The sequence below is a fragment of the Roseateles asaccharophilus genome, assembly GCF_031458115.1.
GTDB classification, from domain to species: domain Bacteria; phylum Pseudomonadota; class Gammaproteobacteria; order Burkholderiales; family Burkholderiaceae_C; genus Pelomonas; species Pelomonas asaccharophilus_A.
This window is the reverse complement of record NZ_JAVDXV010000002.1, coordinates 85270-111617: the sequence shown is the minus strand read 5'-3', so window position 1 is coordinate 111617 and position 26348 is coordinate 85270. Positions and strand designations below refer to the sequence as shown.

General features: G+C 69.2%; 21 protein-coding genes, 1 tRNA gene and 1 pseudogene. 11 read left to right on the top strand and 12 right to left on the bottom strand.

All coding sequences use genetic code 11. The features are described from left to right. Complete coding sequence (locus tag J2X21_RS05035) at positions 1-1173, top strand: alginate lyase family protein (RefSeq protein ID WP_310325691.1); 1173 nt, start codon at positions 1-3, stop codon at positions 1171-1173. Here the strand turns inward: J2X21_RS05035 and J2X21_RS05030 are convergent. The 5 genes from J2X21_RS05030 to J2X21_RS05010 form a co-directional block, all read right to left on the bottom strand. Beyond that, positions 1148-1642, bottom strand: coding sequence for a Csu type fimbrial protein (locus tag J2X21_RS05030; RefSeq protein WP_310325690.1), 495 nt, complete (start codon positions 1640-1642; stop codon positions 1148-1150). The genes J2X21_RS05035 and J2X21_RS05030 overlap by 26 nt on opposite strands. Beyond that, a complete protein-coding gene (locus tag J2X21_RS05025; protein WP_310325688.1) occupies positions 1639-3828 on the bottom strand; it encodes a fimbria/pilus outer membrane usher protein in 2190 nt (729 codons plus the stop codon). Before J2X21_RS05025 ends, J2X21_RS05030 begins: the two co-directional genes overlap by 4 nt. Positions 3829-3944: 116 nt before the next feature. Next, entirely contained in the window at positions 3945-4682 is a 738-nt protein-coding gene (locus tag J2X21_RS05020; RefSeq protein ID WP_310325686.1) for a fimbrial biogenesis chaperone, read from the bottom strand. A gap of 12 nt (positions 4683-4694) precedes the next feature. Then, positions 4695-5186, bottom strand: a complete 492-nt coding sequence (locus J2X21_RS05015) for a Csu type fimbrial protein (RefSeq protein ID WP_310325684.1) — start codon at positions 5184-5186, stop codon at positions 4695-4697. Between the two features lie 221 nt (positions 5187-5407). Then, positions 5408-6367: an AraC-like ligand-binding domain-containing protein gene (locus J2X21_RS05010; RefSeq protein ID WP_310325682.1), complete on the bottom strand. Its 960-nt coding sequence runs from the start codon at positions 6365-6367 to the stop codon at positions 5408-5410. Between the two features lie 189 nt (positions 6368-6556). On the opposite strand from J2X21_RS05010, the gene J2X21_RS05005 reads away from it, so the two are divergent. The 6 genes and pseudogenes from J2X21_RS05005 (at position 6557) to J2X21_RS04980 (ending at position 12493) form a co-directional block, all read left to right on the top strand. Then, the gene (locus J2X21_RS05005) at positions 6557-7750 is read left to right on the top strand and encodes an amino acid ABC transporter substrate-binding protein (protein ID WP_310325680.1); all 1194 of its coding nucleotides are present in this window, start codon (positions 6557-6559) and stop codon (positions 7748-7750) included. 4 nt (positions 7751-7754) lie between these two features. After that, entirely contained in the window at positions 7755-8633 is an 879-nt protein-coding gene (locus J2X21_RS05000) for a branched-chain amino acid ABC transporter permease (protein WP_310325677.1), read from the top strand. Between the two features lies 1 nt (position 8634). Beyond that, positions 8635-9540: a branched-chain amino acid ABC transporter permease gene (locus tag J2X21_RS04995; RefSeq protein WP_310325674.1), complete on the top strand. Its 906-nt coding sequence runs from the start codon at positions 8635-8637 to the stop codon at positions 9538-9540. After that, the gene (locus J2X21_RS04990; RefSeq protein WP_310325671.1) at positions 9537-10283 is read left to right on the top strand and encodes an ABC transporter ATP-binding protein; all 747 of its coding nucleotides are present in this window, start codon (positions 9537-9539) and stop codon (positions 10281-10283) included. The genes J2X21_RS04995 and J2X21_RS04990 overlap by 4 nt, the downstream gene beginning before the upstream one ends. Continuing rightward, positions 10280-10771: pseudogene (locus J2X21_RS04985) on the top strand (ABC transporter ATP-binding protein); the annotation flags it as partial. The gene J2X21_RS04990 and the pseudogene J2X21_RS04985, both read left to right, overlap by 4 nt. 267 nt (positions 10772-11038) lie before the next feature. Next, positions 11039-12493: an aldehyde dehydrogenase gene (locus J2X21_RS04980; protein ID WP_310327206.1), complete on the top strand. Its 1455-nt coding sequence runs from the start codon at positions 11039-11041 to the stop codon at positions 12491-12493. Between the two features lie 17 nt (positions 12494-12510). Here the strand turns inward: J2X21_RS04980 and treF are convergent, their stop codons facing one another. The 3 genes from treF to J2X21_RS04965 are packed head-to-tail and all read right to left on the bottom strand — an operon-like array spanning position 12511 to position 17899. After that, positions 12511-14088 carry an alpha,alpha-trehalase TreF gene (treF, locus tag J2X21_RS04975; protein ID WP_310325668.1) on the bottom strand — a complete coding sequence of 526 codons (1578 nt, stop codon included), beginning with the start codon at positions 14086-14088 and terminating at the stop codon, positions 12511-12513. Next, positions 14085-15338, bottom strand: coding sequence for an MFS transporter (locus J2X21_RS04970; protein WP_310325667.1), 1254 nt, complete (start codon positions 15336-15338; stop codon positions 14085-14087). The genes treF and J2X21_RS04970 overlap by 4 nt, the downstream gene beginning before the upstream one ends. 41 nt (positions 15339-15379) lie before the next feature. Next, positions 15380-17899: a TonB-dependent receptor gene (locus J2X21_RS04965; RefSeq protein WP_310325665.1), complete on the bottom strand. Its 2520-nt coding sequence runs from the start codon at positions 17897-17899 to the stop codon at positions 15380-15382. A gap of 267 nt (positions 17900-18166) precedes the next feature. On the opposite strand from J2X21_RS04965, the gene J2X21_RS04960 reads away from it, so the two are divergent. Then, the gene (locus J2X21_RS04960; protein ID WP_310325662.1) at positions 18167-19162 is read left to right on the top strand and encodes a substrate-binding domain-containing protein; all 996 of its coding nucleotides are present in this window, start codon (positions 18167-18169) and stop codon (positions 19160-19162) included. Positions 19163-19244: 82 nt separating this feature from the next. On the opposite strand, the gene J2X21_RS04955 is transcribed toward J2X21_RS04960, so the two are convergent. From J2X21_RS04955 to J2X21_RS04945, 3 genes are all read right to left on the bottom strand, one after another. After that, positions 19245-19321: transfer RNA gene (locus J2X21_RS04955), tRNA-Val, on the bottom strand. A 45-nt stretch (positions 19322-19366) separates the two neighbouring features. After that, positions 19367-21628 (bottom strand): RelA/SpoT family protein, encoded by a 2262-nt coding sequence (locus tag J2X21_RS04950; RefSeq protein WP_310325659.1) that lies wholly within the window; start codon positions 21626-21628, stop codon positions 19367-19369. Next, entirely contained in the window at positions 21625-22506 is an 882-nt protein-coding gene (locus J2X21_RS04945; RefSeq protein WP_310325657.1) for an alpha/beta hydrolase, read from the bottom strand. The genes J2X21_RS04950 and J2X21_RS04945 overlap by 4 nt, the downstream gene beginning before the upstream one ends. Positions 22507-22551: 45 nt before the next feature. On the opposite strand from J2X21_RS04945, the gene J2X21_RS04940 reads away from it, so the two are divergent. Then, positions 22552-23322, top strand: coding sequence for a 3-hydroxybutyrate dehydrogenase (locus tag J2X21_RS04940; RefSeq protein ID WP_310325654.1), 771 nt, complete (start codon positions 22552-22554; stop codon positions 23320-23322). A 56-nt stretch (positions 23323-23378) separates the two neighbouring features. On the opposite strand, the gene J2X21_RS04935 is transcribed toward J2X21_RS04940, so the two are convergent. Beyond that, complete coding sequence (locus J2X21_RS04935; protein WP_310325653.1) at positions 23379-24068, bottom strand: SIMPL domain-containing protein; 690 nt, start codon at positions 24066-24068, stop codon at positions 23379-23381. 147 nt (positions 24069-24215) lie between these two features. Between J2X21_RS04935 and ompR the strand changes: the two genes are divergently transcribed. After that, the gene (ompR, locus tag J2X21_RS04930) at positions 24216-24950 is read left to right on the top strand and encodes an osmolarity response regulator transcription factor OmpR (protein WP_310325651.1); all 735 of its coding nucleotides are present in this window, start codon (positions 24216-24218) and stop codon (positions 24948-24950) included. 65 nt (positions 24951-25015) lie between these two features. Continuing rightward, a complete protein-coding gene (locus tag J2X21_RS04925; protein WP_310325649.1) occupies positions 25016-26335 on the top strand; it encodes an ATP-binding protein in 1320 nt (439 codons plus the stop codon). Positions 26336-26348 lie beyond the last annotated feature (13 nt).

The following is a 26348-nucleotide window of genomic DNA, read 5'->3' as shown; positions in this document are numbered from 1 at the left end:
ATGAAACTGATTCCTCTCCTTCTTGCCCTGGCGCTGCACGCCGCGCCCGCGGCGGCGCAGCTGCTCATTCCCACTGACGTCACCACGGCTCAGGATCAACCCGCATTGAAGGCGTTGATCACCAAGGCCGACAAGGCCCTGGCGATGACGCCCGAGTCGGTGCTGAACAAGACGCTGACCCCGGCCAGCGGTGACAAGCACGACTTCCTGAGCTTCGGCCCCTACTGGTGGCCCGACCCGGCCAAGCCCGACGGCCTGCCCTACATCCGCCGCGATGGCGACCGCAACCCAGAGATGGCCCGGGGCAGCGACAGTCTCGCGCTGGCCCGCCTGGGCGCGGCGGTGGAGACGCTGGGCCTGGCCTACTGGTTCACGCGCGACGAGCGCTATGCCACGCAGGCTGCTCGTCTCACCCGCGCGTGGTTCCTGGACCCGGCCACGCGCATGAACGCCAACTTCCAGCATGCGCAGGCCATCCCCGGCATCACCACCGGGCGCGGCATCGGCATCATCGAGGCCCGCTGGCTCATCCACATCAACGAGGGCCTGGCAATGCTGGGCGAATCCAACGCCTGGACGGCGCAGGACCGTGCCGCGATGAAGGCCTGGCTGGGCGACTTCTACACCTGGCTGCGCACCAGCAAGAACGGCCGCGACGAGGAAGGCGAGCACAACAACCACGGTAGCTGGTACGACGCGCAGGCGGCCCACCTGGCGCTGGTGCTGGGCCGCAACGACGATGCCAAGGCCATCCTGCAGCGCGGCCTGACGACGCGCCTCGCGGCCCACATCGCGCCCGACGGCAGCCAGCCGCACGAGCTGGCTCGCACGCGCTCGCTGGACTACTCCGTCTTCAACCTGGAGGCGCTGCTGATCTGCGCGCAGCTGGCCGACCGCGTCGGCGTGGACTGGTGGGGCCATGTCTCGCCCGATGGCCGCAGCCTGCGCGGCGCGCTGGCCTACATCGCGCCGTACGCCGACCCCGCCAAGGTCTGGCCGAAGAAGGACATCCACGACGCCGACCGCGCCAGCATGCTGCCGCTGCTGGCGACCTACCTGCGCCACCGCGACGACGCGACGCTGCGCAAAGCCTACGACGCGCAGGCCGGCACGGCGCTGGCGAACCCGACGTTCCGGCTGTTCGGCCTCAGTAGTAGGTCAGCGTCACGTTGATGGTGTCGGCGTAGACGCCGGGCACGGCCGTCAGCTGCCGGCCCGGCAGGCGGCCATAGATCCAGAAGACCTGGGTGGGCGACAGGCCCAGCACGTCCAGCGTCACACCGGCGTTGACCAGCTGCGACGAGGCACTGCCGTCCCCCCAGATGGTGGTGTAGGACGAATCGGTGTAGAGGTTGTAGCTCAGGTAGTGGGCGCCCTTGCTCATGCGGCGCCCGGCGTAGCTGCCGCCGCCGCCCGGGCTGATCGCGATGTTGAACGGGATCAGCAGCCCCGCCACGCCGCCGCAGCTGACGCGCACGCTGCCGGTCGAGTCGGTGTTGCCATAGGCCAGCGGGTTGTAGGTGCCGAAGGCGACGTTGGTGGTCGCCACGCCGCAGCTGCACACGGCGGGCAGGCAAAGCGCCCGCGCCGGGTCACTCCAGGCCAGCAGGGTCAACAGCAGCACGAAGATGAGTCTTGTCATGGTGGTGAGGAACGGCAGATCAGCGTGCCCAGGTCGGGCAGATCATCGCCGCTGACAGGCGGCAGTTCCAATTCAAACTGGCAGCGGCCATCGGCCCAGGCCGCGTGGATGCGGCTGCGCCCCGGCAACAGCCCGGAGAGGAAAGCGCGGCCATTGAAGCCGACCGCGAACTGGCGCGTCTGCCCGACCGCCTGCAGCCAGGTGCCGGGCGGCAAGGCCCGGCCGGCGGGGTCGATCAGCTGCAGCACGGCGGCGCGGCCGCGCCGCACCGGAAACTCGATCAGCGCCGCGCTGCGGGCCGCCGGCGTGAGCTGGATCTCCAGCGCGTCCAGTTCCACGTCCATCGGCAGGTCTGCGGCCATGACGCCTACGCGATTGGGCTGGTAGCCGCGCAAGCCGGACACGAAGGCGCGCCCGCGCTTGTCGGTGCTGGCCACGATCTGGTTGTCATGCATGACGCGCACGCCCGCATGCCCGCCGACGTCCACCACCGCGATGCCGCCGTCGATGCGCCGGCCGGCAAACACGCTGCCGTCCAGCCAAGCCAGCCCGCCGCTGGCACCCACGCGCGTCTCGACATCCTGGTTGCGCCGCGCGACGCCACCGTTGAGCACCGCACGCTGGCCCTGCCACTGCGCCTGCACCATCTGGCGGCCGCCGCTCTCCGCCAGCAGCTGGTAACCCAGGCCGGCGCCGAAATCCGGATTGCGCTGCACCTGGGCCTGCAGCAGGTTGTCGTTGCCGCCATCCAGCGCGCGCTGGCGTTGCACGCTGACACCCATGCCGTGGCGCTCGTCCAGCGCCCGGCTCCAGCTCAGACCCATCGAGGTGCCGCTGCCACCCCGCATGAAATCGCGCAGCAGGATGAAGCCCAGATAACCCCAGCGCCCCATATCGCGGCCGTAGTTGACCTGCGCCAGCTTGCTGTCGAAGCGACCGCCGCGCTGCTCGGCCCAGCTCACACCCACGGAATGACCCCGCCAGGACGTGCCGGCCGACGCCGTCAGCACGGTGCGCGGCGCGCTGCCCTGCTCCATGCCCAGCTGGCTGAAGCCGCGGCTGGCGTGGCGCAGCTGCACGCCACCGCTCCAGTCGCGCGCCTGGCGGTCCACGCCGGCCATCAACAGCCAGCCGGCCCCCTTGCCGCGCGCATGGCTGGCCACGGCGGCGGCGCTGGCCGTGCCCAGGCTGGGCCACAGCATCCAGCCGCCGGCGCCCACGGCCTGGCGGTCGCTGCTGGCCTCGGCGCGCAGCTCGCGCGTGAAGCGGTCCGTGATGCCGCGCCGGTGCGTGAGGCTGGCCAGCGCCCGCCCGTAGCGGTTGCTGACGATGCCGTAGTCCTCGCGCTCCATGCCCACATCCACGCTGACGGCGCTGAGGCCGGGCTTCAGCAGCGCCGGGCTGACGTAGTACGGCGTGATGACGACCTGCTCGCGGCCCAGCAGGTCGCGCACGACGGTGCGGATCTCGCCCTGGCCGGTGACGACCGGCAGCTCGCTGAGGTCGAAGGGACCGGCCTGCAGCCGGCTTTGCAGGCGCTGGCTGTTGTTGACGTAGACGTCCAGCGTGGACGGCAGGGCCGCCTCGCCGCGCAGCGCCGGCAGCGGAAAACTCAGGAAACCGGGCTGCAGCGAGAAATCGGTGCCCCATTGCACGCCGCCATAGCGCAGCGCCCGGCCCCAGGAGCCGGCCTGGCTGATGGTGTCGCCCACACGCAGCCGCGCCAGCCGGGCGGGATCGTCGCGCTGCCAGCGCGTGTCCAGCCGCACGCCATGGCCCTCGCTGCGCGCCAGGCCGGTGCTGCTGACATCGCCCAGCGGGCCGAACAGGCCCAGCTCCCACAGCGCGTCGGCCACGGCGGGGCTGCCCGTGCGGTGCTGCCACTGGGCGTCGTAGTTGATGAAGGGGGCCCAGGCCGACGGCCGGGTCACGCGCGGCGCGGTGGACGACAGGTCCATGCGCTGCCCCATGAAGGCCGAGGCCGGCGCGTCGACCTCCAGCGTCTGCGTGGCCTCGTCGATGCGCCAGCGCAACGGGCCGGCCGTGGCGAGCAACACGTGCTGCTCGCCGTCGATGAGGCGGGTTCCGGCGGTGGGCAGGCGCAAGTGCATCTCGTCCCAGTTGGATTGCGGTATGGCCAGCCCCTCGGCCAGGCGCACCGCGCGCAGCATGCCGTCCTGGGCCACGCTGTTGACCCGCAGGGCCAGCAGCAGCGTCTCGCCCCACTGGGGGCGAACGGGCGCCTGTGCCGATGCCGCGGTGGCGATCAGCAGCGCCGCAGCCGAGGCCGCGCAGGCGGATTTCAGGGCTTGACCTCCCGAGGCTCGTTCAACGCGACCACCTGCTGGCCCTCATCGGTCTGCACCAGCACCTGCGTGGCCTGTGCAGTGGCGGGCAGCCGGAAGGTGCGCTGCTCTCCCGGAAAAATGACCGAATGGCTGCCCTTCTGGGCCAGCGACGCCAGCGCGGTGCCGCCCTCGCCCTGCAGGCGCAGCTCCGACACCTTGACGTGCACGTTGCCCGTGTTGGACACCTGGGCCAGCAGCTCGCCGTTGGGCGCGCGGGTGACCTTCCACTGCTCGCCGCGCTTGACCTGCGCCGGCGCCACATAGACCGGCACGCGCAGCGCGACCAGCACGCGCACGCTGCCGGCCACGTTCAGCACGTCCGACGGCCGCGGCATGGGCACCTCGCGCAGCACGATGCGGTAGGTGGCTTCCTGCTCCAGCTGTTGCGAACGGCGCAAACCCAGGCGCAGCACCTGCGTCTGGCCCGGCTGCACGGTGAAGACCGGCGGGTTGACGATGACGTCGGTGGTAGGCCCGTCGATGTCGATGCCACCCACGCGGTTCCAGGCAATGGCCTCGGCCTGCATCAGCACCGGCTCCTGGCCGTTGTTCATGACCTGGACGGTGGCGCGGTCATTGGCGCGGTCGAGCTTGACGGCGACGGGCATCAACGTCACGTCGGCGGCGCGCACCGAGAACGACCACAAGGACACCAGCAGGTAAATACCCAGCAGCTTGAAAAAGCGCTTCATGGCTAACCCCCATCAATAGCTGACAGTGACGGTCACGGTGTCGGTGTAGCTCCCCGGGACGACATTGGCAAGTGAGGGCAAGCGGCCGTAGATGGTCAGGGTCTGGGCGCTGCCCGTGCCGGTGCCGGCCGATGTGCTGCTGCTGGACGTGCCGTCGCCCCAGACGGAGGAGCGGCCGGCGTCGACGTAGAGCTGGTAGGCCAGCGTGTTGCTGCCGCTCTTCATCGTGCGGGAGCCGAAGTTGGACGCGCCGCCGGCGTTGGCGCCTGCGTTCAGCGCCACGGTGTAGGGCGTGGTGTTGGTGCAGGTCACGCTCAGCGTGGACGTGGCGTCCAGCGGCGTGGCGGTGGCCAGGGGGTCGATGGCGGAGCCGAAGTTCAGCGTCGTGCCCGACACCGTGCAGGCGCTGGTGACGGTGGCGGTGACCTGGAAGCTGTTGCCGGCGGTACCGGCTTGAGCCAGCAGGGGCAGCAGCAGCGCGGCGAGGACGTTCAGCTTTTTCATCTTCAATCTCCCCGACAGAATGTCCGAGGCACGTTGGATCGTGCCCGTGTGCTAACGGAGCAAATCTTCGTCGCTGAGCGGTCTGTCTAACAGGCGGACAAGGCGGCACGTCGCCGCCGCCATTTCAGGAACCGCATGTAGGGAGATTGCCTACGCGGCTGTCCAAGCGCCAAACCCGTCACGTTTGAGGCCCCAAACGGCCTGTTTCAGCAATAACGCGGTTATGCCGCGGCGGCGCGCCGGTAGTCGCTGGGCGGCAGGCCCAGGTGGGCGCGGAACACGCGGCTGAAGTGCGCCATGTTGGAGAAGCCGAAGTCGAAGGCGATCTCCGTGATGGAGCGATGCGCCTGCGCCCGGTCGTCCAGGCAGCGGCGGCAGCCCTCCAGGCGGCGGTGCAGGATGTAGCCGGCCACGCCGTCCGGTTCCTCGGCAAACGCGTTGTAGAGCTGGCGGCGGCTGCAGTTCAGTGCCAGCGCGATGCCGTCCACCGTCAGCCCCGGGTCACCCAGGCGCTCGCCCACATGCTGCTTGATGCGTTCGCGCAACGCTTCGCGCTGCGTCTGCGCGGTGCCGATGCCGGCCAGGTCCAGCATGGCCAGGTGCACCAGCTGCGTGATCGCGTCGCCCACGCCGCGCGCGGCGGTCTCGGACATGCCGGGCAGCTCGCGGTAGGCGTTGCGCATCGTCTCCAGCGCGATGCGGGCCACGCCGCCGCTGCCGCCCAGGCGGCGCGCCATCAGCGGGTCCAGCGCCAGGCCGCGCTCCACGAGGCGGTCGCGCGGCAGCATGACGATGAGGTGCTCCGCCCGCACCGGGTTGGCCACGGCATAGCTGTCGGTGGTGTCGTAGATGCTCCACTGGTCGGCGCTGACCCAGGCCTCGCGGCCCTTCTGCTCGACGCCGGCGCAGCCCACCCAGGGCGCGACGATCTTCAGGTAACCCACCTCCGACTGCCGCACCTGCGCGCTGGAGCGCAGCACGCGGTGGCGGCTGGCCTCCAGCCGGGTCAGCACCACGTCACCGGCGCGCACGCTGGCCATGCGGCCGTCGAAGCCTTCGTCCCCGTAGAAATCCGAGTCCAGGCCGTGGAACAGGCGGTGGATCCAATCCGCCCAGAACCCCGGCCGCTCGGCCGGCGAGACCTGGTCGGTGTTCATCGTGGTGACGGCGGGATGGGCCATGGCGCCAAGCGTAGCGGGGCCCTCCCCGGCCCGCCAAGGCCGGGAACCAGCGGGATCGGGTAAGCCCTAGACGGTCTGCACGGATCGACAAGCCGCGGTGCGCAGGCGGCAAAGCGGCCTGGGGGGCGGCTGCGAAGAATTCGCCCCATCGGCCACCTCGAGCCGAAGCTCAACACGGAGACAAGACCCATGAGCACTCGCCGCACCGTCGTCCAGGCGCTCGCCGCCACCCCCGCCGCGCTGGCCTTCCCGCCCGTCGTCCGCGCCCAGGCCGCGCCGGTGCGCATCGGCTACGCGATCGCCCGCACGGGGCCGTGGACCACCGGCGCCCAGGTCAGCCAGGAACCCAACTACCTGCTGTGGGCCGAGCAGCAGAACGCCGCCGGCGGCCTGAACGTGAAGGGCACGCGCCGGCCCATCGAGCTGATCAGCAGCGACGACCAGAGCAACATCGAAACCTGCGTGCGCACCTACGAGAAGCTGATGGGCAGCGACAAGGTGGACCTGGTGCTGCCGCCCTGGGGCAGCAACGCCAACTTCGCCGTCGCGCCGCTGGCCAACCGCCATGGCTACCCGCTGCTGGCACCCACGGCGCTGTCGCGCCGGCTGATCGAGATGAAGCTGCCCTGCTTCTTCTCGGTGCTGCAGCAGCCCGCGCCGATGATGAACGCGCTGGTCGACCTGCTCAAGGCGCAGGGCGTGAAGACGGTCGCCACCATCTATGTGGACGACCTCTTCGGCCTGGAGAACTACGCCGCGCTGAAGGTGGCGCTGCAGGGCACGGGCATCAGCCTGGTGGAGGACAAGAGCTACCCGCTGGGCGTGAAGGACTTGTCGCCGGTGCTGCGCTCCATGAAGGACAAGGCCCCCGATGCCTTCATCGGCCTGACCTACCCGCCCGACACCATCCTGGCCAGCCGCCAGGCCAAGGAGATAGCCTTCAACCCGAAGTTCTTCTATGGCTCGGTGGGCACGGCCTTCCAGCTGTACCGCAACGTCATGCAGGCCGGCGCCGAGGGCGTGCTGGGCATGGGCTCGTGGAACGGCAAGACCAGCCCGGCCGCCAAGGCCTATTTCGATGCCCATGTGAAGAAGTTCAGCGCACAGAAGGAGCCCGACCGCTGGGCCAGCGGCGCCTGCTGGGCGTCGCTGGAGATCCTGACCGCTGCCGTCGCCAAGGTCGGCCTGGATCGCAAGGCCATCCGCGACTACGTGGCCGGCACGGAGCACGCCACCATCCTCGGCAAGGTGAAGTTCGCGGGCAGCGAGAACGTCGGCACGCCGGGCACGGTGGGGCAGTGGCAGAAGGGCGAGTTCGAGGTCGTGTGGCCCAAGGCCAATGCCACCGCACCGCTGGTCGCGCCGAAGCCGAACTGGACCTGATGCGATGGCCCTGGGTTCCTGGTTCGAGCTGATCGCCTCCGGCCTCATCACCGGCGGTGTCTACGCCCTCGTCGCGCTGGGGCTGAACCTGCAATACGGCTTGATGCGCATCCTGAACATCGCCCATGGCGAGTTTCTGATGGTGGGCGCCTTCCTGACCTGGATGGCCACCGCGCAATGGGGGCTGTCGCCGCTGCTGATGATCCCGGTCGCGTTCGCGCTGCTGATGGCCGCGGGCCTGGCCGTGCATCGCCTGGTGTTCCGGCGGCTGACGCGCACCAGCGCCAACGTCGACATCTTCGAGGCGCGCGGCCTGATGGCCAGCTTCGGTCTGATGTTCCTCGTTCAGAACTTCGCGCAGATGGCCTGGGGCGGTGACCTGCGCGGCTACGACTTCCTGACGCAACCGGTGGCGCTGGGCTCCGCCCAGTTCGCCGCCAACAAGTTGCTGCTGCTGGCACTGGCGCTGGCTTTCAGTGCGGCGCTCATCGTCACGCTGAAGAAGACGCTGTACGGCAAGGGCGTGCGCGCGCTGATGCAGTCGCCCACCGGCGCGCAGTTGGTGGGCATCGACACCGAGCGGCTGCACCCGCTGATGTTCGGCGTGGGCGTGGGCCTGTCGGGCGTGGCCGGCTGCCTGCTGTCCATGACCTACACGATCTCGCCGAGCATGGGCGAGCCCTACACGGTGACGGCGCTGATCGTCATCACGCTGGGCGGCTTCGGCAGCATGAGCGGCGCGCTGCTGGGCGGCCTGTCGCTGGGCGTCATTGAGGCGCTGGGCATGCACTTCACGAATCCGTCGCTGAAGTCGCTGCTGTCCTACGGCATCTTCATCGCCGTCCTCCTTTGGAAACCCAACGGCCTATTTACCCGCAAGTGACATGAAGCGCGATCTCCTCATCCTCCTCGCGCTGGCCGGCTGGGCGCTGGCCGTGCCGCACTACGGCAGCGAATTCGCTGTTTCTCTGGCGCTGACCTGCCTGATGTATGCGGCGCTGTCGTCCAGCTGGAGCCTGTTCTGCGGCAGCACGCGCTACATGTCGCTGGCGACCTCGGCCTTCTTCGGCATCGGCGCCTATGGCTGCGCGCTGATGCTGGAACAAACGGGCTGGTGGGCCGCCATCGCGCTCAGCGCGGCCCTGGCGGCCGGCGTCGCGCTGGCCATGGGCGCCGCCGTGCTGCACCTTCGCGGCACCTATTTCGCCGTGCTGACCTTCGGCATGACGGAGCTGATCCGCCACGCCATCACCTACTGGGAAAAACAGGTCACCGGCACCGTGGGCCGCGTGCTCACGGTGTTGCCCGAGCGCGACACCATCTACGTCACCGTGCTGGCGCTGGCCGTGTTGGCGCTGCTGACGTCCATCCTCGTGCGGCGCAGCCGCTTCGGCCTGGCCTTGCAGGGCATAGGCTTCGACGAACAGCGTGCGCAGACGCTGGGCGTCGACACGCGCTGGGTCAAGGTCGCCGGCTTTGCGCTGACGGCGGCCTTCGCCGGTGCCGTGGGCGCGGCGATGAGCGTGCGCTGGACCTACATCGACCCCAGCACCGTCTTCAACCCCTTCATCGGCTTCCAGACCGTGCTGATCGCGCTGATCGGCGGCGCGGCCACGCTGTGGGGGCCGCTGATCGCGGCGGTCGTCTTCAGCCTGCTGGCCGAGACGCTGCGCCTGCAGCTGCCACAGCTCTACATGATGGCGCTGGGGCTGCTGCTGATCCTGTGCGTGCTCTACCTGCCGGGCGGCCTGGCCTCCTTGAGCCTGCCGAGGAAGAAGGTGGCGACATGAACGGGCACCCCTTGCTGGAAGCCCGCGACGTGACGGTGCGCTTTGGCGGCCTCACGGCGGTGAACCGCGTCAGCGCTGGGTTCGGCGCCGGCGAGCTGGTGGGCATCATCGGCCCCAATGGCGCGGGCAAGACCACCTTCTTCAACGCGCTGTCCGGCGTCGTCGAGCCCACGGCCGGCGAACTGCATGCGGGCGGCGTGCGCCTGACGGGCGCCCGGCCGCACCGCTTCGCGCAGCAAGGCATCGCGCGCACCTTCCAGACGCCGCGCGTGTTCGCCGAGCTGAGCGTGGCGGCCAACATCGGCTTCGGCCTGCAGTTCGCCGGCCGCCACCGCGCCGCGCCCGCGCTGCTGAAGGACGAGGCCGCCATCCTGGCGCTCATCGGCCTGGCGCCCCAGGCCGCGCTGCCGGCCGCTGCCATCACGCCCAGCCAGCAGCGGCTGCTGGAGATCGGCATGGCACTGGCCACACGCCCTCGCCTGCTGCTGCTGGACGAGGTGGCCGCCGGCCTCACCGAAGGCGAGGTCGAGGCGATGGCCCGGCTGATCCGCCGCCTGCGCGACGAGCTGGACCTGACCGTCATCTGGATCGAACACGCGGTGACGACGCTGCTGCGCCATGTGGAGCGCGTTCTGGTGCTGCACCAGGGCCGCAAGATCGCCGACGGCACGCCCGCCGAGGTGGTGCGCAATGCCGAGGTCATCGAGGCCTATCTGGGCGACGAGATGGCGGAGGCCGCATGAAGAACGACATCCGCTCCGCCCATCTGAGCGTCCAAGGCCTCAGCGCCGGCTACGGAGCCTTCCTCGTGCTGCGCGACCTGACGCTGGAAGCCCGCCCCGGCCTCACCGTCATCCTCGGCCCCAACGGCGCCGGCAAGACGACGCTGCTGAAGGCCATCGCCGGGCTGATCCCGCGCGTTGGCTCACTCAAGCTGGACGGTGCAGACATCGCCCCCGGCACCAAAACCTCCGACATCGTCCAGCGCGGCATCGCCCTCGTCGCCGAGGGCCGCCAGCTGTTCGGCCAGATGACAGTCGCCGAGAACCTGGAGCTGGGCGGCTGGCTGGTGCCACCGGCCGAGCGCGCACGCCGGCTGGAGCAGGCCTTCAACGACTTCCCCAAGCTGCGCGAACGCGCCAGGCAACTCGCCGGCACCATGAGCGGCGGCGAACAACAGATGGTGGCCGTGGCCCGCGCGCTGATGAGCGCGCCGCGCTTGTTGATGCTGGACGAACCCTCGCTGGGCCTGGCACCCAAGATGGTCGACGAGCTGCTGGCCATCGCGCGCCGCATTGCCGATGCCGGCACGACGGTGCTGATGGTGGAGCAGAACGTGCGCAAGGCGCTGGCCGTGGCCGACCGCGGCTACGTGCTGGAGCGCGGTCGCCTCGTCGCCAGCGGCCCGGCCACGCTGCTCGCGCGCTCCAGCGTCATCCGCCAGGCCTATCTGGGCCAGGGCGCTTCCACCTCACCCGCTTCCCAGGAGAACCCCGCCATGTCCGACTTGTCGATGCTGATCAACGGCCTGGCCGTGTCCGCCGAGAAGGGCGCCACCTTCGAGCGCCGCAACCCGCTGGACGGCTCGGTCGCCACGCGCGCGCCGGCCGCCAGCACGGCCGATGCCATCGCCGCCGTCGACGCCGCCGCCGAGGCCTTCAAGACCTGGAGCCGCACCGGCCCCGGCGAGCGCCGCGCGCTGCTGCTGAAGGCCGCCGACGCGCTGGAAGCCAAGGCACCGCAGTTCGCGCAGGCCGTGTCCGCCGAGACCGGCGGCACCGCGATGTGGGCCGGCTTCAACGTGATGCTGGCCGCCGGCATGCTGCGCGAGGCGGCGTCGCTGACGACGCAAGTGAGCGGTGAAGTCATCCCGTCCGACGTGCCCGGTTCGCTGGCCATGGGCATGCGCCAGCCGGCCGGTGTCGTGCTTGGCATCGCGCCGTGGAACGCGCCCGTCATCCTGGGCGTGCGCGCCATCGCCACGCCGCTGGCCTGCGGCAACACGGTGGTGCTCAAGGGCAGCGAGAACTGCCCGCGCACGCACCAGCTCATCATCGAGGCGATGCAGGACGCCGGCTTCCCGCCCGGCGTCGTCAACTACCTCACCAACGCGCCGGCCGACGCAGCCACGGTGGTGGAGGCCATGGTGGCCCACCCGGCCGTGCGGCGCGTGAACTTCACCGGCAGCACCCGCGTCGGCAAGCTCATCGCGGCCACCTGCGCCAAGTACCTGAAGCCCGTCGTGCTGGAACTGGGCGGCAAGGCGCCGCTGCTGGTGCTGGACGACGCCGACCTGGCGGAGGCCGTCAGCGCGGCTGCCTTCGGCAGCTTTGCGAACTCGGGGCAGATCTGCATGTCCACCGAGCGCCTCATCGTCGACGACAGGATCGCCGACGCCTTCGTCGACCAGTTCGTCGCCAAGGCGAGCAGGCTGCCGCTGGGCGACCCACGCAAGCCCGAGCCCGTCGTGCTGGGCTCGGTGGTGGGCATGGGCACCGTGGAGCATTGCAACGCGCTGATCGACGACGCGCTGGCCAAGGGCGCCAAGCTGCTGTGCGGCGGCAAGGCCCGCGACACGCTGATGCCCGCCACGGTGCTGGACCGCGTGACACCCGACATGCGCGTCTACCGCGAGGAGACCTTCGGGCCGCTGAAGTGCATCGTGCGCGTGAACGGCGTGGAAGCCGCCATCGCCTGCGCCAACGACAACGAGTACGGCCTGTCGGCGGCGGTGTTCGGCCGCGACATCGCGCGGGCGATGGAGGTGGCGCGGCGCATCGAGTCCGGCATCTGCCACATCAACGGGCCCACCGTGCACGACGAGGCGCAGATGCCCTTCGGCGGCGTGAAGGGATCGGGTCTGGGCCGCTTCGGCGGCAAGGCCGGCATCGCGGAGTTCACCGAGTTGCGCTGGATCACCGTGCAGACGCAGCCGCGGCACTACCCGTTCTAGAAGCTCGCGCCCGCCGTTCAGTCAGGCAAGCCATTCAGCAGGACATCCTGGAAGCCGACATACACGCCGTTCGTCCAGCCAAAGCCGTCCTGGGTCTCGTACTCGCCACCACCGCCGGGCCTATCCTGGGCGACGTCGTACTTCTCCAGCAGGCGCCCCGTGGCCGTGAAGACGCGCTCGACACTGGCGCACCAGCGCGCCGCGATCTGCCGCGCCAGCGCCGCCTGACCATAGCGTGCCAAACCCAGCGCAGCCATCCATTGCAGCGGTGCCCAGCCGTTGGGTGCGTCCCACTGCTGGCCGGTGGTGAGCGACGTGGTCAGCAGGCCGTTGGCACCGAGCAGGTGGCGCCGCACCTGGGCCGCCATCGAGTCGGCCTGGGCCTGCGTGGCAAAGCCCAGATACAGCGGCACGAGACTGGCGGCGGTCAGTGGGCGCGGATCGGCAGCGTCGCGCCAATTCAGGTCGGCGAAGTGGCCCGCCTCAGCGCGCCAGAAATGCGTCTGCAGGGACTGCCGCCGAGCCACGGAGCGCGCGTCGAAGGCCCGCGCCGTAGCCGCATCGCCGAGGCGCGCGGCGCCCCGCGCGATCGCGGCTTCCAGACCCGCGAGCAGCGCGTTGAGGTCCACCGGCGCGAGGGCGGTGGTCGCTATGGTCGAAATGTCGGCCGGATCGGCGCACCAGCGGCCGGAGAAGTCCCAGCCGCTCTCCGCGCCCGCGCGCAGGTCGCGCCAGACCTGCTCGTGCGGCCGGCCGCTGGCCTGGGCCGTCTCGACGTCCTCACGCCAGCTTTCCTCGCGCGGCGTGCAGCGGTCGTCCCAATAGCGGTTCAGCAGCGCTCCTCCGGGCGTGCGCAGTACGCGGCGATGCGACTGGCCAGGCGCGAGGTCGGTTTCGCCATCCATCCAGAAGGCATGCTCGGCCCGCAGCGCCCCGAGGCAGGCCGCGAAGCCGGCAGCGGGGTCGTCGGCGTGCAGCAACTCCACCATCCGGAAGAAGAAGGGTGGCTGAGAGCGGCTCAGCATGTAGCTGCGGCTGCTGTTGGGGATGAAGCCGTAGGTTTCAATCAGGTGGGCGAAGTTGGCCAGCATGCCCTCGGCCAGGTCGCGCCGGCCATCGGCGACGAGGCCCAGCATCGTGAAATAGCTGTCCCAGTAGTAGAGCTCCCGAAAGCGTCCGCCCGGCACGACATAGGGGCGCGGCAGCGGCAGCAGGCTCTCCCCCTCGACGGCGTCGCGGTGCTCGCGCACGAGGTGTGGCCACAGCGCACGGATGTGCTCGCGGATGCCGCGCTGCGGCGTGGGAGCCTCGGCATGCGCGGGCAGCGTGAAGTGCGTCTGCACAAAATCGGCCAGCGAGAAGTTGGCACTGCGGCGTTCGACGTCGAAGCGCGCGCGGATCAGCGCCGGCGAGCTCCGGGGGCGGGCGTCGACAAAGCTCTTGCCATCGCCGAAGACGCGGGACATCTGCACCTCGACGAAAAGGTCACCGTAGAGCTCGCGCGGCGTGGCCGCGGTGCGGTGCGCGGCTGGTGCGGCGGCGTGGGTGGGCGCGGCGGCAAGAAGATCGCCGGGGCGCGGGCGGGAGAAAGTCATGGCGAGAGATGCCGGCGCAGCCGGGCGAGGGAGACGGCCAGCGCCACGACGGGCACCAGCAGCAGGCCGAAGGCGGTCGTGCCGTCGAAGGCAACGAAGAGCCGGCCAGTGATGAAGCTGCCCAGCGTGCCGCCGAGGGCGGAGAAGACAACGATGAGGCCGGTCATGGCCGCGTGCTGGCGTTGCGGCAGCGCGCTCAGCATCGCGGAGTTGATGGCCGGGTAGATGGGGGCGAGCAGCAGGCCGGTCAGCGGCAGCAGGTAGGCGGCAGGTGGTGCGTTGAACCAGCCCACGTCCGGCCCCAGCGGCGCCACGTTGCGGGCCAGCGGCAGCGTGAGCAGGATCAGCGCAGCGATGCCCACCAGGCAGGCCAACACGACGGCGAACCAGCCCAGGCGCCCGATGACCGCGGCGCTGGTGAGACGCCCCAGCGCCGTGGTGGCCGGCATGATGACGGCCAGGCCCACGCTCATCGCCGTGGGCAGATGCAGCACCTCGTTGTTGAAGCTGGGCAGCCAGGTCGAGATGCCCTGCTCGATCAGCACGTAGAGGAAGGCCGACATCAGGAAGACAACGACCAGGCCCATCTTCAGCAGCGGTGCCATCGCGACGAGGTCCTCGCGCAGCGTCGTGCCGGGCGAACGGATGGGGCCTTCATCCAGCGGGCTGACCAGCAGCAGCAGGAAGGCGCCCGCCGCCACGGCTGCCAGCAGCGGATAGACCTGCAGCCAGCCCTGGCCCTCGGCGCGCGCGGCCTGGCTGAACAGCAGGAAGCCGCCCAGCACGCCCACCATGAACAGGCCTTCGAGCAGGTTGGTGAAGCGCGCGTGGCCGGCCTTGTCGTGCGTGACGAGGCCGATCATGGAATAGGCCGACACCTTGACGAGCGCGAAGCCGGCGCCCAGCGTGCAGAACAGCAGCTTGATGGCCCAGAAGGCCGACAGCATCGGCATGGCCAGGCAGGCGGCGCCCACCGCCGCCAGCGCCAGCAACATGGAGCGCTTGAGCCCCAGCCGCGGCAGCAGCGAGGCGACCAGGAAGGACGTGACCGCGATGGGCAGGTCCTTCCACGCGTCCAGCAGCGCGGCGTCGGCGCGCGCCACGCCAAGGGTCTGCACGACCAGCAGGTTGACGGCGCCCACGCTGTTCAGCAGCGCGCCGAAGAACATATAGGTCAGGATGATGGCGAGCCTGATGCGCAGGCCACCGCTCGACAGGGGCAGCGCCGGCAGGGAAGAAGGTCGTGTCATGTCGAGGGCTGCGGGGAGTTCGGGCTTCGCCATCTTGCGCGTCAGAACTGGAAGCCGACGCTCAGCTCATACGCACGCCCGAACAGCGGCCGCGCGAGGAAGACGCCGTCCTGCCCGACGCCCTGCCCCGGCACGCGGAAATTGCCTTCCGTCAGCCCGATCTTGTTCGTCAGGTTGGTGCCGGTGAGGCGCACCTCCAGGCCGTTGTCCATGGAGAACACGGCGCCCGCATCGACGGTCCGGTAGGCCGGCAGCTTCAGCGTGTTGGTCTGATCTGCGAAGCGCTCACCGACGTGGCTGAGCGTGGCGAAGGCGCGCAGTTGGCCAAAGCCGGTCTGCGTCTGCCAGCTTGGGGTCAGGCGTGCCTGGAATTTGGGGGCGCGTTCGACGCGGTTGCCGGTGAACTGCTGGAAGTCGCGGTACTTGGCATCCTGGAAGTTGCCGGTCGCGGCGATCTCGAAGCCGGCGCCGGGACGCAGCGCCAGCTCGAACTCCAGACCGGTGGCCTTGCTGTTGGGACGCAGCACGACATTGCCCGCGTTCGTGAACTGCTGCGTCTGCGAGTTCGTGAGGCGGTTCTGATAGGCCGTCAGGAACGCGCTGTACAGCTTGGTGGAGGTCTTCAGGCCGATCTCGAACTGCGTGATGTCCTCGACGGAGTCGCGGGTCTCGTTGGCACCCCGGCCGCGCAGCACGTCGAAGTCGGGCAGACGATGGCCCTTGTTGGCCCGCACGAAGGCGCTGAACTCGCGGCTGAAGGCGTAGTTGGCACCGGCCGTGAACGAGCTTCGGCTGAGCTTGCTGTCGATCAGCGTGCTCGTGCCGCTGAAATAGGACAAGCTATTGTTGTAGAGCGTCGTCGGGTCGGCATCGAGGTCGCCGTTGCTGACGTTGGCAATGCTGCCCGTGATGCGCTGGGTCTCGCGGCGCGCGCCGAGGTCGATGCGCAACTGCGGCGTGACCTGCCACTCGTCGGCGATGAAGAAGGCATGGGTATCGCCGCTGTAGTCCGCATCGAGGTTGAAGGAGAACGGCGGCGAGACATGACCTGCGCGCGACGCACGCACGCCGTTGTCGAGCCGCACATCGATGAGGCGGGCATGGGGTTGCACCGTCATCAGCTGCGCCTGGCCCAGCGTCCAGACATCGTGCGAGCTGTAGCCGGCCAGATAGAGACCCACGGTGAGGTTGTGGCCCGGCAAGACCTCGCGCGACAGCCGCGTCTCGTTGCTCGTCGAGCGCAGCGCCTTGTCCACGACCCACATGCCGTTGACGATGACGGGCGTGGTGCCGGCCACGCTGCCACCCCCATTGGTGAACGTGGCGGTACCGGTTGTCGCGACGCCGCCCGCGGCGGCAACAACGGCCGCTTCGGCATTGGCCGCGGTGACCTGCGACGCGATGTAGCTGGACAGCGTCTGCGGATTGGCCCCCGAGAACAGCGCATAGGTCGGCGTATCACCGCGCGTGTGGCTGAGCTTGTTGGTCAGCGTCCAGTCGCCGAGCTTGGTGTCGAGGTTGGCGCCATAGGTCTGCACATCGGCGCCGCGGCCTTCTGCGAGATCCCGCGTGACGGTCTCGCGCAGGATCTCCGGGCGGCCATTGGGCAGCGTGCGGCCGGTCGCGCGGCCGGTTTCCAGCACGATGCGGCGCAGTTCGTTGCCGTAGAAGTAATCCTTGCTGGCATCGAATCCGGGATAGCTGGACACGCTCTTGCCATCGGCACCGCCGACGACCGGAATGGCCGTGAAGAAGGCATTGCGGTCGCGCAGCGCGCGGGCGTAGAGCTGCAGGCTGCCGCTGTCGAGCTTGCGGGTGAGCACCAGGCTGGCCTGACCGCCGTCGTCGGCGGGGAACTGCGTGTCGCGCAGGCCATGACTCTGGCGCCAGAAGCCGCCGACCATGACATTCCACTGGTCGCTGAGCTTGCCGGCATAGACGCCGTCCACGCGGCGCAGATCGCCCGTACCGGTGGTCACCCGCAAACCGGCCTCGGGGTTGCGCCCGTCCTTCTGGATGAAGTTGACGGTCACGCCAGGCTGGCCACTGCCGAATACCGGGCTGGGTCCGCCGCGCAACACCTCCATGCGGTCGATGGTGTCGTCCAGGCGGAAGAGCTGGGAATGCTCGAAGAAGCTCAGCGTGGGCAGGTGGTAGAGCGGTGCGCCGTTGAGCTGGAAGGTCGAGTAGGGGCCGTCGCCCGGTGTCGGAAAGCCGCGCACGCGGATGTTGGCGCCCGCCTGGCCGCCCGAAGTCTCGACAAAGATGCCGGGCACCGTCTTCAGCAGATCAGCGGTGCTGGCTGGCGCCGCCTGCTTGATCTGCTCCTCGGTCGCGGTCGTGATCGAGAAGCCCGCTTCCAGCTTGCGCACCCCTTCGCGGCGCGCAGTGCCGGTGACAACGACGGCTTCGAGTTCGCGAACCTCAGGCGCAGGGGCGGCGGGCTTGGCGGCCTCCTGCGCGGAGGCGGCGGCGCACATGGCGGCGGCGGCCAGGGCAATCAGTTGCGGGCGAAGGAACGCATGGTCGCCGCGACGCGACGCGGCAGGGAAGTCGTGCATGGATGTCTCCGGTGGTTGTTGTGTGCTCCGACAACCGGCGCGGCCGCCACCGACTGTCGATGCACGCACTTTGCTGGCAAATGTTATCGATGTCATTTGGGTATTCACCAATGTCGCAAACAAATGACATCGATGCCATAAAGGGAGCGTGAGGCACCTGCACCCAGGCGCCTTACGTCATCGCAGCTTGCAGTGCGGGGTTGGCGACAATCCGCTGCTCCCGAAGCGTCCGCTTCGGCCCCCAGCCACGATCAAGCAGAGAAACGGATGAGCGACGCCAAGCCAGTCACGATGGAACAGATCGCCGCGCTCGCCGGCGTCAGCGCCATCACCGTCTCGCGGGCGCTGCGCGACAGCCCGTCGGTCACGCCGGCCACGCGTGAGCGCATCAAGACGCTGGCCGAGGCTGCCGGCTACCGTTTCAACCACAACGCCCGCAACCTGCGACTGCGCCGCAGCCACATGGTGGCCGTCATGCTGGAGATGCAGCCCGACACCGACCGGCCGATGACCGATGCCTACCCGCTGCAGTTGCTGGGCGGCATCACGCAGGAGCTGACATCGCGCGGCTACAGCGTGCTGCTGTCGGCCATGCAAAGCCCCGGCCAGGGCATGGCAGCGTCGGCAGACGGCGTCATCCTCCTCGGCCAGGGTGCCAACGGCTCGGCCGTCAAGTCGGCCGCGGCGATGGGGTTGCCCATGGTGGTCTGGGGCGCCGAGCACGGTCGCGGCAACGCGGTCGTCGTCGGGGGAGACAACGCTCATGGCGGCGCCTGCGCAGCCGAACGGCTGGTCGCCTTGGGTCGGCGCGAACTGCTGTTTCTGGGCGATGTGCGCCACGCCGAAATCCGGGACCGTCAGCAGGGGTTCGCCAAGGCATTGAAGAAGGCCGGACTGAAGGCGCAGTCACTGACGCCGGCAGCATTCACCTTCGGCGCCGGATTCACGGCCGTGCAGTCCCATCTCGCGCGCCTTCCCAAGGGTGCGAAGCTGCCTGACGGCCTGTTTGCTGCCAGCGACCTGCTTGCCATGGGTGCCGTCCGCGCGTTCACGGATGCCGGCCTGCCCGTGCCAGATCAGGTTTCGGTGATCGGCTACGACGACTCACCAGCCGCGCAGAGCTTCGCGCCGCCGCTGACCAGCGTGCGCCAGGACTGGCATCACGGCGGCGTGCTGCTGGCCCGCAAGGTGCTGGACCTGATCGCCGGTCAGGATTCGGCCAGCGAGATCATGCCGACCGAACTGGTCGTCAGGGCAACCTAGCAGAGAGCAACCGCCTTTACTGGCGGCAATGAAAAATGCCTCAGATCCGTGAAGATCTGAGGCATTTCTAACCTACCAAATTTGGTAGGCGCGATTGGATTCGAACCAACGACCCCCACCATGTCAAGGTGGTGCTCTAACCAACTGAGCTACGCGCCTGAAGAGCTGCGCACTATAGCATGGATTTTTCAGGCTCGTCCAGATTCACTTGCGGCGTGCCGAACGGACGCCCGGCATGGCGCAAAGATCGCGCAGTACCTTGGTCAGCTTGGACGCATCTGACAGCTCCAGCGTGAAGCTCATCCATGCCGTCTCGCCACCGCCGGTGCGGGGCTTGGCCGCGCCGCCCTGCAGCGATTGCGTGTTGACGGCCACGACGTTCATCTTCTCCTTCGCGAACACCTCCAGCACGTCGCGCAGCAGGCCCTGCCTGTCGCCCGCCTCGACCAGCACGTCGACCGGATAGACCGGCGCGTTCTTGCCCGTCGCCTCGCCGCCACCCCATTCCACGGCGATGACGCGCTCAGGTGAGCGCCGCTTCATCTCCGCGAGATTGCTGCAGTCGCTGCGGTGGATGGCCACGCCTTTGCCGCGCGTGACGAAACCGGAGATCGCGTCGGGCGGCGCGGGACGGCAGCAGCGCGACAAGGTCGTCAGCAGCGAATCGATGCCCACCACCAGCACACCGCTGCGCGCACCGCTGCTGGCGCTGCGCGTGTGCCGCTGTGCCAGCAACTCGTCTTCGTCGGCGACAGGCTCGGGCGGGCGCAGCAGCAGCTCGATGTTGCGCAGCGAGTACTCGTCCTTGCCGACCACCTCGAACAGCGCATCCGCACCCTTGAAACCCAAGCGCGATGCGAGCTCGTCCAGCTTCAGTGCAGTCTTGCCCTCGCGCTGCAGTAGCTTCTCGACGAGGTCACGCCCCTTGGCGATGGTCTGCGCCTGCTGCAGCGCGTTGAACCACGCGCGCACCTTGGCCCGCGACCGTTGGCTCTGCAGATAGCCCAGTTCGGGGTTCAGCCAGTCCAGCGACGGCCCGCCCTCGCGCACCGCGGTGATCTCCACCGTCTGGCCGCTCTGCAGCGGCGTGTTCAGCGGCAGCATGTGGCCGTCGATGCGCGCGCCGCGGCAGCGGTGGCCCAGGTCGGTGTGCACCGCGTAGGCGAAGTCCACCGGCGTCGCGCCGGCCCCCAGCTCCACGATGGTGGCCTGCGGCGTGAAGACGTAGATGCGGTCGTCGAAGCTCGCCGTGCCGCCATCGGCCTGCACGGTGTCGCGCTCCCAGGCCAGCAGCTGGTTCAGCACCGCCTTGCGGGCGCGCGCCACCTGCTCCTCGAATTCGCCGGCCGCAGTGACGCCCGCATAGCCGCGCGCGCCGGCCTCCTTGTAGGCCCAATGCGCGGCCACACCATGCTCGGCGTGGTCATGCATCTCGCGCGTGCGTATCTGCACCTCCATGGCCCGGTCGTCCGGGCCCAACACCACCGTGTGCAGCGACTGGTAGCCGTTGGGCTTGGGCTTGGCGATGTAGTCGTCGAACTCGCCGGGCACAGGCGTGTAGAGCTCGTGCAGACGTGCCAGCGCCGCGTAGCAGTCGGCCACGCTGGCAACGATGACACGCAGCGCGCGCAGGTCAAACACGCGCTCCAGCGCCAGGTCCTTGCCCTGCATCTTCTTGTGGATGCTGTAGAGGTGCTTGGGCCGCCCCTGCACCTCGGCGGCGATGCCTTGCGCATACAGATCGGCCTGCAGCGCCACGCGCGCGGCCTCCACGCGCTGCTCGCGCTCCACGCGGGTTTCGTGCAAGGCCTTGGCCAGCGACTTGTAGGTCTCGGGCTCGCGGAAGCGGAAGGACAGGTCCTCCAGCTCCCATTTGATCTGCCAGATGCCCAGCCGGTTGGCCAGCGGCGCGAACACGGCCTGCGATTCGGCCGCCAGCTCCGGCGGGCACGGCGTCTTGCTGGCGGCAAACCAGCGCAGCGTCTGCAGCCGCGAGGCCAGACGCAGCAGCACCACGCGCAGATCGCGCGAGAACGCCAGCAGCATCTTGCGCACGCGCTCGGTCTGCTCGGCGCGCTGGTCGGACTTCTTGTCTGCAGACAGCTTGGCGCCGCGCGCGGCGCGCTGCAGCTGCACCAGGCGGCGCGTGTGCTCCACCAGGCTGGCATAGCTGTCGCCAAAGGCCTTGGCGACGACCTCCTCGGGCTTGGTCAGGAAGTCGGCCGCGTAGACCAGGTAGGCCGCGGCCTGCAGCTCCTGCGCGGCGCCGATGCCGTGCAGGATGGTCGCCACGCCGTCGGCATGGGCCAGCGCGTTCTCGCCGGTGTCCAGCGTCTCGCCGTTCAGCAGCGGCTCGGCGAACGAGCGGGCACGAACGACCTCGGCATGGGAATGGTGGGCGCCGGCATCCAGCAGCGCAACGATGGGCGCGGTAGCGGCGCCCTCGGCCATCAAGCCTGTCTTCATGAACTCAGGAAATCTCTCACGATGGCGATCTGGTCGTCATGGATCAATGTGGGCGCGTGCCCCACGCCGGGCAGCTCGACCAGCCGGGCGCCGGGGCCGCGCTGCGTCATCGCGCGGGCGGTCTCGGCGCTGAGCAGGTCGGACTCGGCGCCGCGTATCAGCAGCGTGGGGCAGCGCAGCGTGTCATAGGCGGCCCACAGCATGGCCTCGCCAGCGGCGGCGAGTTCGGGTGTCACGGCCCCGAAGGGCAGCGCGATGGCGGGGTCGTAGCGCAGCGCCCATTTGCCGCCCTCCTCGCGGAACAGCGGCTCGCACAGCGCCAGCCATTCCGCCTCGGTGTGCGGGCCGAAGCCCTCGGAGATGGTGCGCAGATAGGCCGCACCTTCTGCCAGCGAGCCGAACTGCAGCGCCTTGCCCAGATAGCTGCCGATGCGCTGCAGCGCCTCGAAGCGGATGGCCGGGCCCACGTCGTTCAGCACCAGCCGGCGGATGGGGCTGGCCACCCCCTCGGGCCGCGCCAGCGACGCCAGGCCCAGACCGATCAACCCGCCCATGGAGGTGCCCACCCAGTCCACCTGCTCCACGTCCAGCCGCGCCAGCAGCGCCACCATGTCGGACACATAGCTGGGGATCTGGTAGCCCGCCGGCGAGCGCAGCCAGTCTGAGCGGCCACGGCCCACCACATCGGGGCAGATGACGCGGTAGCGGTCGCTCATCGCACGTGCCAGCGCATCGAAGTCGCGGCCCTGACGCGACAGGCCATGCACGCACATCAGCACCGGCGCATCCGCGCGCGGGCCGGCCCATTCCCAATAGGCCATGCGGTGCAGGCCGGTGGGGTCCAGGCAGGTGACGGAGCGCAGGGTGGGCTGGGTCATGGTTCAATCCTTTGAACTCATCCTAGCAATCAAGAAAGGCCTCCCATGTTGAAAGGCAAGACCGCCCTGGTCACGGGCTCCACCAGCGGCATTGGCCTCGGCATCGCGCTGGAGCTGGCCCGCCAGGGCGCCGACGTCATCCTGAACGGCTTCGGAGATGCAGAAGCGCCCAGGGCCGAGGTGACGGCGCTGGGCGTCAAGGTGGGTTACCACGGCGCCGACATGAGCAAGCCGGACAACATCGCAGCGCTGGTGGCCTATGCCGACCAGGAGTTCGGCGGCATCGACATCCTGGTCAACAACGCCGGCATCCAGCATGTGGCGCCGGTGCAGGACTTCCCGGTCGAGAAGTGGGACGCCATCATCGCGATCAACCTGACCTCGGCCTTCCACACGACGCGGCTGGCGCTGCCCGGCATGCTGAAGAAGAACTGGGGCCGCATCGTCAACATCGCGTCGGCGCACGGCCTGGTCGCGTCGGCGCAGAAGTCGGCCTATGTCGCGGCCAAGCACGGCCTGGTGGGCTTCACGAAGAGCATCGCGCTGGAGACGGCCACCACCGGCGTCACGGTCAACGCGATCTGCCCGGGCTGGGTGCTGACGCCGCTGGTGCAGAAGCAGGTCGACGCGCTGGCCGCACGCGAGGGCGTGAGCAACGACGAGGCCAAGCGCCGCCTGCTGGCCGAGAAGCAGCCCTCGCTGCAGTTCACCACACCCGCCGAGCTGGGCGCGCTGGCCGTGTTCCTGTGCTCGGATGCCGCGATCAACGTGCGCGGCCAGGCCTGGGCAATGGACGGCGGCTGGACCGCGGTTTGAGTGAGCTGCCGGGCCGCTTGGGAGCGGCCCGGCGCGCCCCCACAGTCAAAGACCCGTCAACGCTTCAGCTGCACAGAACCACTGACATTGACCGTCACGGTCGCCTTGCCCGCCTCGGTGGGCAGGGCCGCATCGGACATCTCGGCCCCCATGCGCATGGCCTTGACCATCATGGGCCGCGGCCCCGGCTCTTCGCTGTTGATGCTGACCTCGCCCAGCGTGTAGCCGCCGTAGCCGAACTGCCGGGCGTAGTCCGTCGCCTTGGCGCGGTAGCGGGCGATGGCCTGGCCCGTGACCTCCCCCTCGGCCTTCTCGCGGGCCTCGCGCGACAGGCTGTAGCCCACGCGCGCCACCGTCAGCGTCGATATGCGGCCGGCAAGTTGCGCCACGGCCGCTGTGTCGCGCCCCTCCACCTGCAGTTCGGCGCTGCCCTGCCAGCCGTTGATCTTGCCGGTCTTGGGGTCGTGGCGGGGATACAGCGCGAAGCTGCCAGTCTGCACGTCCACCTGGCCCGGCTTGGCCACCTTGCGCGCTTCCGCCAGCGCCGCATCCAGCGCCTGCTTCAAGCCGTTCTGCACGACGGTGGCGTCCGCGCCATCGCGGGTGGTGGAGAACGCGATGCCCAGCACGTCGCGCGTCACCTCGACGCTGGCGCTGGCCGACAGGTTCAGCCGGTCGACTGGAGGCTCCGCGGCATGAGCTGCCGTGGCCAGGGCCAGAGTGGACAACATCAAAAGCGCTCGCATGGATTTTCCTTTTCAAGGTACAGGCACTCAGGTTATCCCGGGGACACAGGCACCACATGGCAACGAGCTGTAACCGCTGCGTCATGTCCTACAAAGCCGGGTTTCAAACCTGAACACAATGGCGCTGTTACAAATTCAGGAACCGCGATGAACAACAGCGCGTCTACCCGCCAGAACCGTATCCTCGTCGTCGACGACGACGCCCGTATCCGTGACCTGCTGCGCCGCTACCTGACGCAGGAAGGCTTTGACGTGCTGCTGGCGGAAGACAGCCGCGCGCTGAACAAGCAGCTGACCCGGGAAACCGTGGACCTCATCGTGCTGGACCTGATGCTGCCCGGTGAAGATGGCCTGACCATCTGCCGCCGCCTGCGCGCCGCCAATGATCAGACGCCCATCATCATGCTGACCGCCAAGGTCGAGGATGTGGACCGCATCGTGGGCCTCGAAGTGGGTGCCGACGACTACCTGGCCAAGCCCTTCAACCCGCGTGAGCTGCTGGCCCGCATCAACGCCGTGCTGCGCCGCCGCCCGCCGCCGGAAGCCCCGGGGGCGCCGTCCAAGGAGCCGATGACGGTCACCTTCGGCCCGTTCGAGTTCGACCTGGCGCTGCGCCGCCTGACCAAGAACGGCGAGCAGCTGCCGCTGACCACCGGCGAGTTCTCCATGCTGAAGACGCTGGTGCGACACCCGCGCCAGCCGCTGTCGCGAGACAAGCTCGCCCAGCTGGCCCGCGGCCGCGAGTTCGAGCCCTTCGACCGCAGCCTGGACGTGCAGATCTCGCGCCTGCGCAAGATGCTGGAAGCCGACCCGGCCCAGCCGCGCTATATCCAGACCGTGTGGGGCGTGGGCTACGTGTTCGTTCCCGACGAGAACAGCTGATAAAACCGCGGGACAGCACCACCCCGAGCGCCGCGCATGGCGCTGTCCCCTACCGAGTCTGAGGCATGGCCCGACCCCATCTGGCGCTCAATCTTTTCTGGCGCACCTTCGCTTGGCTGGCCCTGCTGCTGGCCGGCGCGGTGCTGGCCTGGCAATACACCTTCAAGCTGCTGGAGGCCGAGCCGCGCGCACTCGAAGCCGCCGAGCAGCTGGCCGGCCTGGTCAAGCTCAGCCGCATCGCACTGGAGCACACCGATCCCATCAACCGCGTGGCCGTCATCACGTCCATGGCGCGGGGCGACACGGTGCAGGTGCGCGTGGCCGAGCAGACCGACCGCTGGCTGCCGTACGAAACCAGTCCCTTCTCCAAGCGGTTGGCCGCCGAGTTGCGCCAGTCCATCGGGCCCGAGACCATCGTCGCGCGCAGCGTCAACGAGCAGCCTGGCCTGTGGGTGCGCTACATCGTCGGTGAGGATGCCTTCTGGCTGCGCACCAGCCCGGCGCCGCTGTCCATCTCGCTGGCCAGCAACTGGTGGTGGGTGGCGATCGCGCTGCTGGCCACGGCGGTGGGCTCGGCGCTGATCGCGCGCCTCATCAACCAGCCGCTGCGCGAGCTGGCCGAGGCCGCTGGCCGCATCCGCGACGGTGAATACGACTCGCGCCTGGACGAGACCACGATGACCAGCGAGATCCGCGAGGTCAACATGGGCTTCAACCGCATGGCCCGAGAGCTGGCCAAGCTGGAGGAAGACCGCGCCGTCATGCTGGCCGGCATCTCGCACGACCTGCGCACGCCACTGGCACGGCTGCGCCTTGAAACCGAGATGAGCGTCAGCGACGAGCAGGCCCGCCACTTCATGGCTCAGGACATCGATCAGCTCGACGCCATCATCAGCAAGTTCATGGACTATGCGCGGCCCAACGAGACGCAGCTGCGCGAGACGCGGCTGGGCGAACTCGTCGAGCGCGAGGTGCAGGGCTTCCGCGACCCCGACCAGATCCGCTTCCGCGTGCAGGTCAGTTCGGCGCTGAAGGTCTTTGTCGACGACACCGAGTTGGGCCGCGTGCTGCTGAACCTGTTCGAGAACGCGCGCCGCTACGGCCATGCGGAAGGCGAGCCGGCGCGCGTGGACGTCAGCGCCGTGCGCCAGGGTGCCTGGGTGGAGTTGCGCGTGCGCGATCACGGCCCCGGCGTGCCGCCCGACCGGCTGCAGCGCCTGACCGTGCCCTTCTACCGTGGCGACGCCGCACGCACGGCGGCCAGCGGCGCGGGGCTGGGGCTGGCCATCGTAGAGAAGTCGGTGCAACGGCTGGGCGGCCAGCTGTCCATCAGCAACTCGCCCGACGGCGGGCTGCTGACCATACTGAAACTGCAGGCCGCTTGAGCTAACCTGCGGC

Bases quoted from the DNA above. Each gene is read 5' to 3' on its own strand.
- J2X21_RS05035 (WP_310325691.1), top strand. From the start codon at position 1: ATGAAACTGATTCCTCTCCTTCTTGCCCTGGCGCTGCACGCCGCGCCC.
- J2X21_RS05030 (WP_310325690.1), bottom strand. From the start codon at position 1,642: ATGACAAGACTCATCTTCGTGCTGCTGTTGACCCTGCTGGCCTGGAGT.
- J2X21_RS05020 (WP_310325686.1), bottom strand. From the start codon at position 4,682: ATGAAGCGCTTTTTCAAGCTGCTGGGTATTTACCTGCTGGTGTCCTTG.
- J2X21_RS05015 (WP_310325684.1), bottom strand. From the start codon at position 5,186: ATGAAAAAGCTGAACGTCCTCGCCGCGCTGCTGCTGCCCCTGCTGGCT.
- J2X21_RS05010 (WP_310325682.1), bottom strand. From the start codon at position 6,367: ATGGCCCATCCCGCCGTCACCACGATGAACACCGACCAGGTCTCGCCG.
- J2X21_RS05005 (WP_310325680.1), top strand. From the start codon at position 6,557: ATGAGCACTCGCCGCACCGTCGTCCAGGCGCTCGCCGCCACCCCCGCC.
- J2X21_RS05000 (WP_310325677.1), top strand. From the start codon at position 7,755: ATGGCCCTGGGTTCCTGGTTCGAGCTGATCGCCTCCGGCCTCATCACC.
- J2X21_RS04995 (WP_310325674.1), top strand. From the start codon at position 8,635: ATGAAGCGCGATCTCCTCATCCTCCTCGCGCTGGCCGGCTGGGCGCTG.
- J2X21_RS04990 (WP_310325671.1), top strand. From the start codon at position 9,537: ATGAACGGGCACCCCTTGCTGGAAGCCCGCGACGTGACGGTGCGCTTT.
- J2X21_RS04980 (WP_310327206.1), top strand. From the start codon at position 11,039: ATGTCCGACTTGTCGATGCTGATCAACGGCCTGGCCGTGTCCGCCGAG.
- treF (WP_310325668.1), bottom strand. From the start codon at position 14,088: ATGACTTTCTCCCGCCCGCGCCCCGGCGATCTTCTTGCCGCCGCGCCC.
- J2X21_RS04970 (WP_310325667.1), bottom strand. From the start codon at position 15,338: ATGACACGACCTTCTTCCCTGCCGGCGCTGCCCCTGTCGAGCGGTGGC.
- J2X21_RS04965 (WP_310325665.1), bottom strand. From the start codon at position 17,899: ATGCACGACTTCCCTGCCGCGTCGCGTCGCGGCGACCATGCGTTCCTT.
- J2X21_RS04960 (WP_310325662.1), top strand. From the start codon at position 18,167: ATGAGCGACGCCAAGCCAGTCACGATGGAACAGATCGCCGCGCTCGCC.
- J2X21_RS04950 (WP_310325659.1), bottom strand. From the start codon at position 21,628: ATGAAGACAGGCTTGATGGCCGAGGGCGCCGCTACCGCGCCCATCGTT.
- J2X21_RS04945 (WP_310325657.1), bottom strand. From the start codon at position 22,506: ATGACCCAGCCCACCCTGCGCTCCGTCACCTGCCTGGACCCCACCGGC.
- J2X21_RS04940 (WP_310325654.1), top strand. From the start codon at position 22,552: ATGTTGAAAGGCAAGACCGCCCTGGTCACGGGCTCCACCAGCGGCATT.
- J2X21_RS04935 (WP_310325653.1), bottom strand. From the start codon at position 24,068: ATGCGAGCGCTTTTGATGTTGTCCACTCTGGCCCTGGCCACGGCAGCT.
- ompR (WP_310325651.1), top strand. From the start codon at position 24,216: ATGAACAACAGCGCGTCTACCCGCCAGAACCGTATCCTCGTCGTCGAC.
- J2X21_RS04925 (WP_310325649.1), top strand. From the start codon at position 25,016: ATGGCCCGACCCCATCTGGCGCTCAATCTTTTCTGGCGCACCTTCGCT.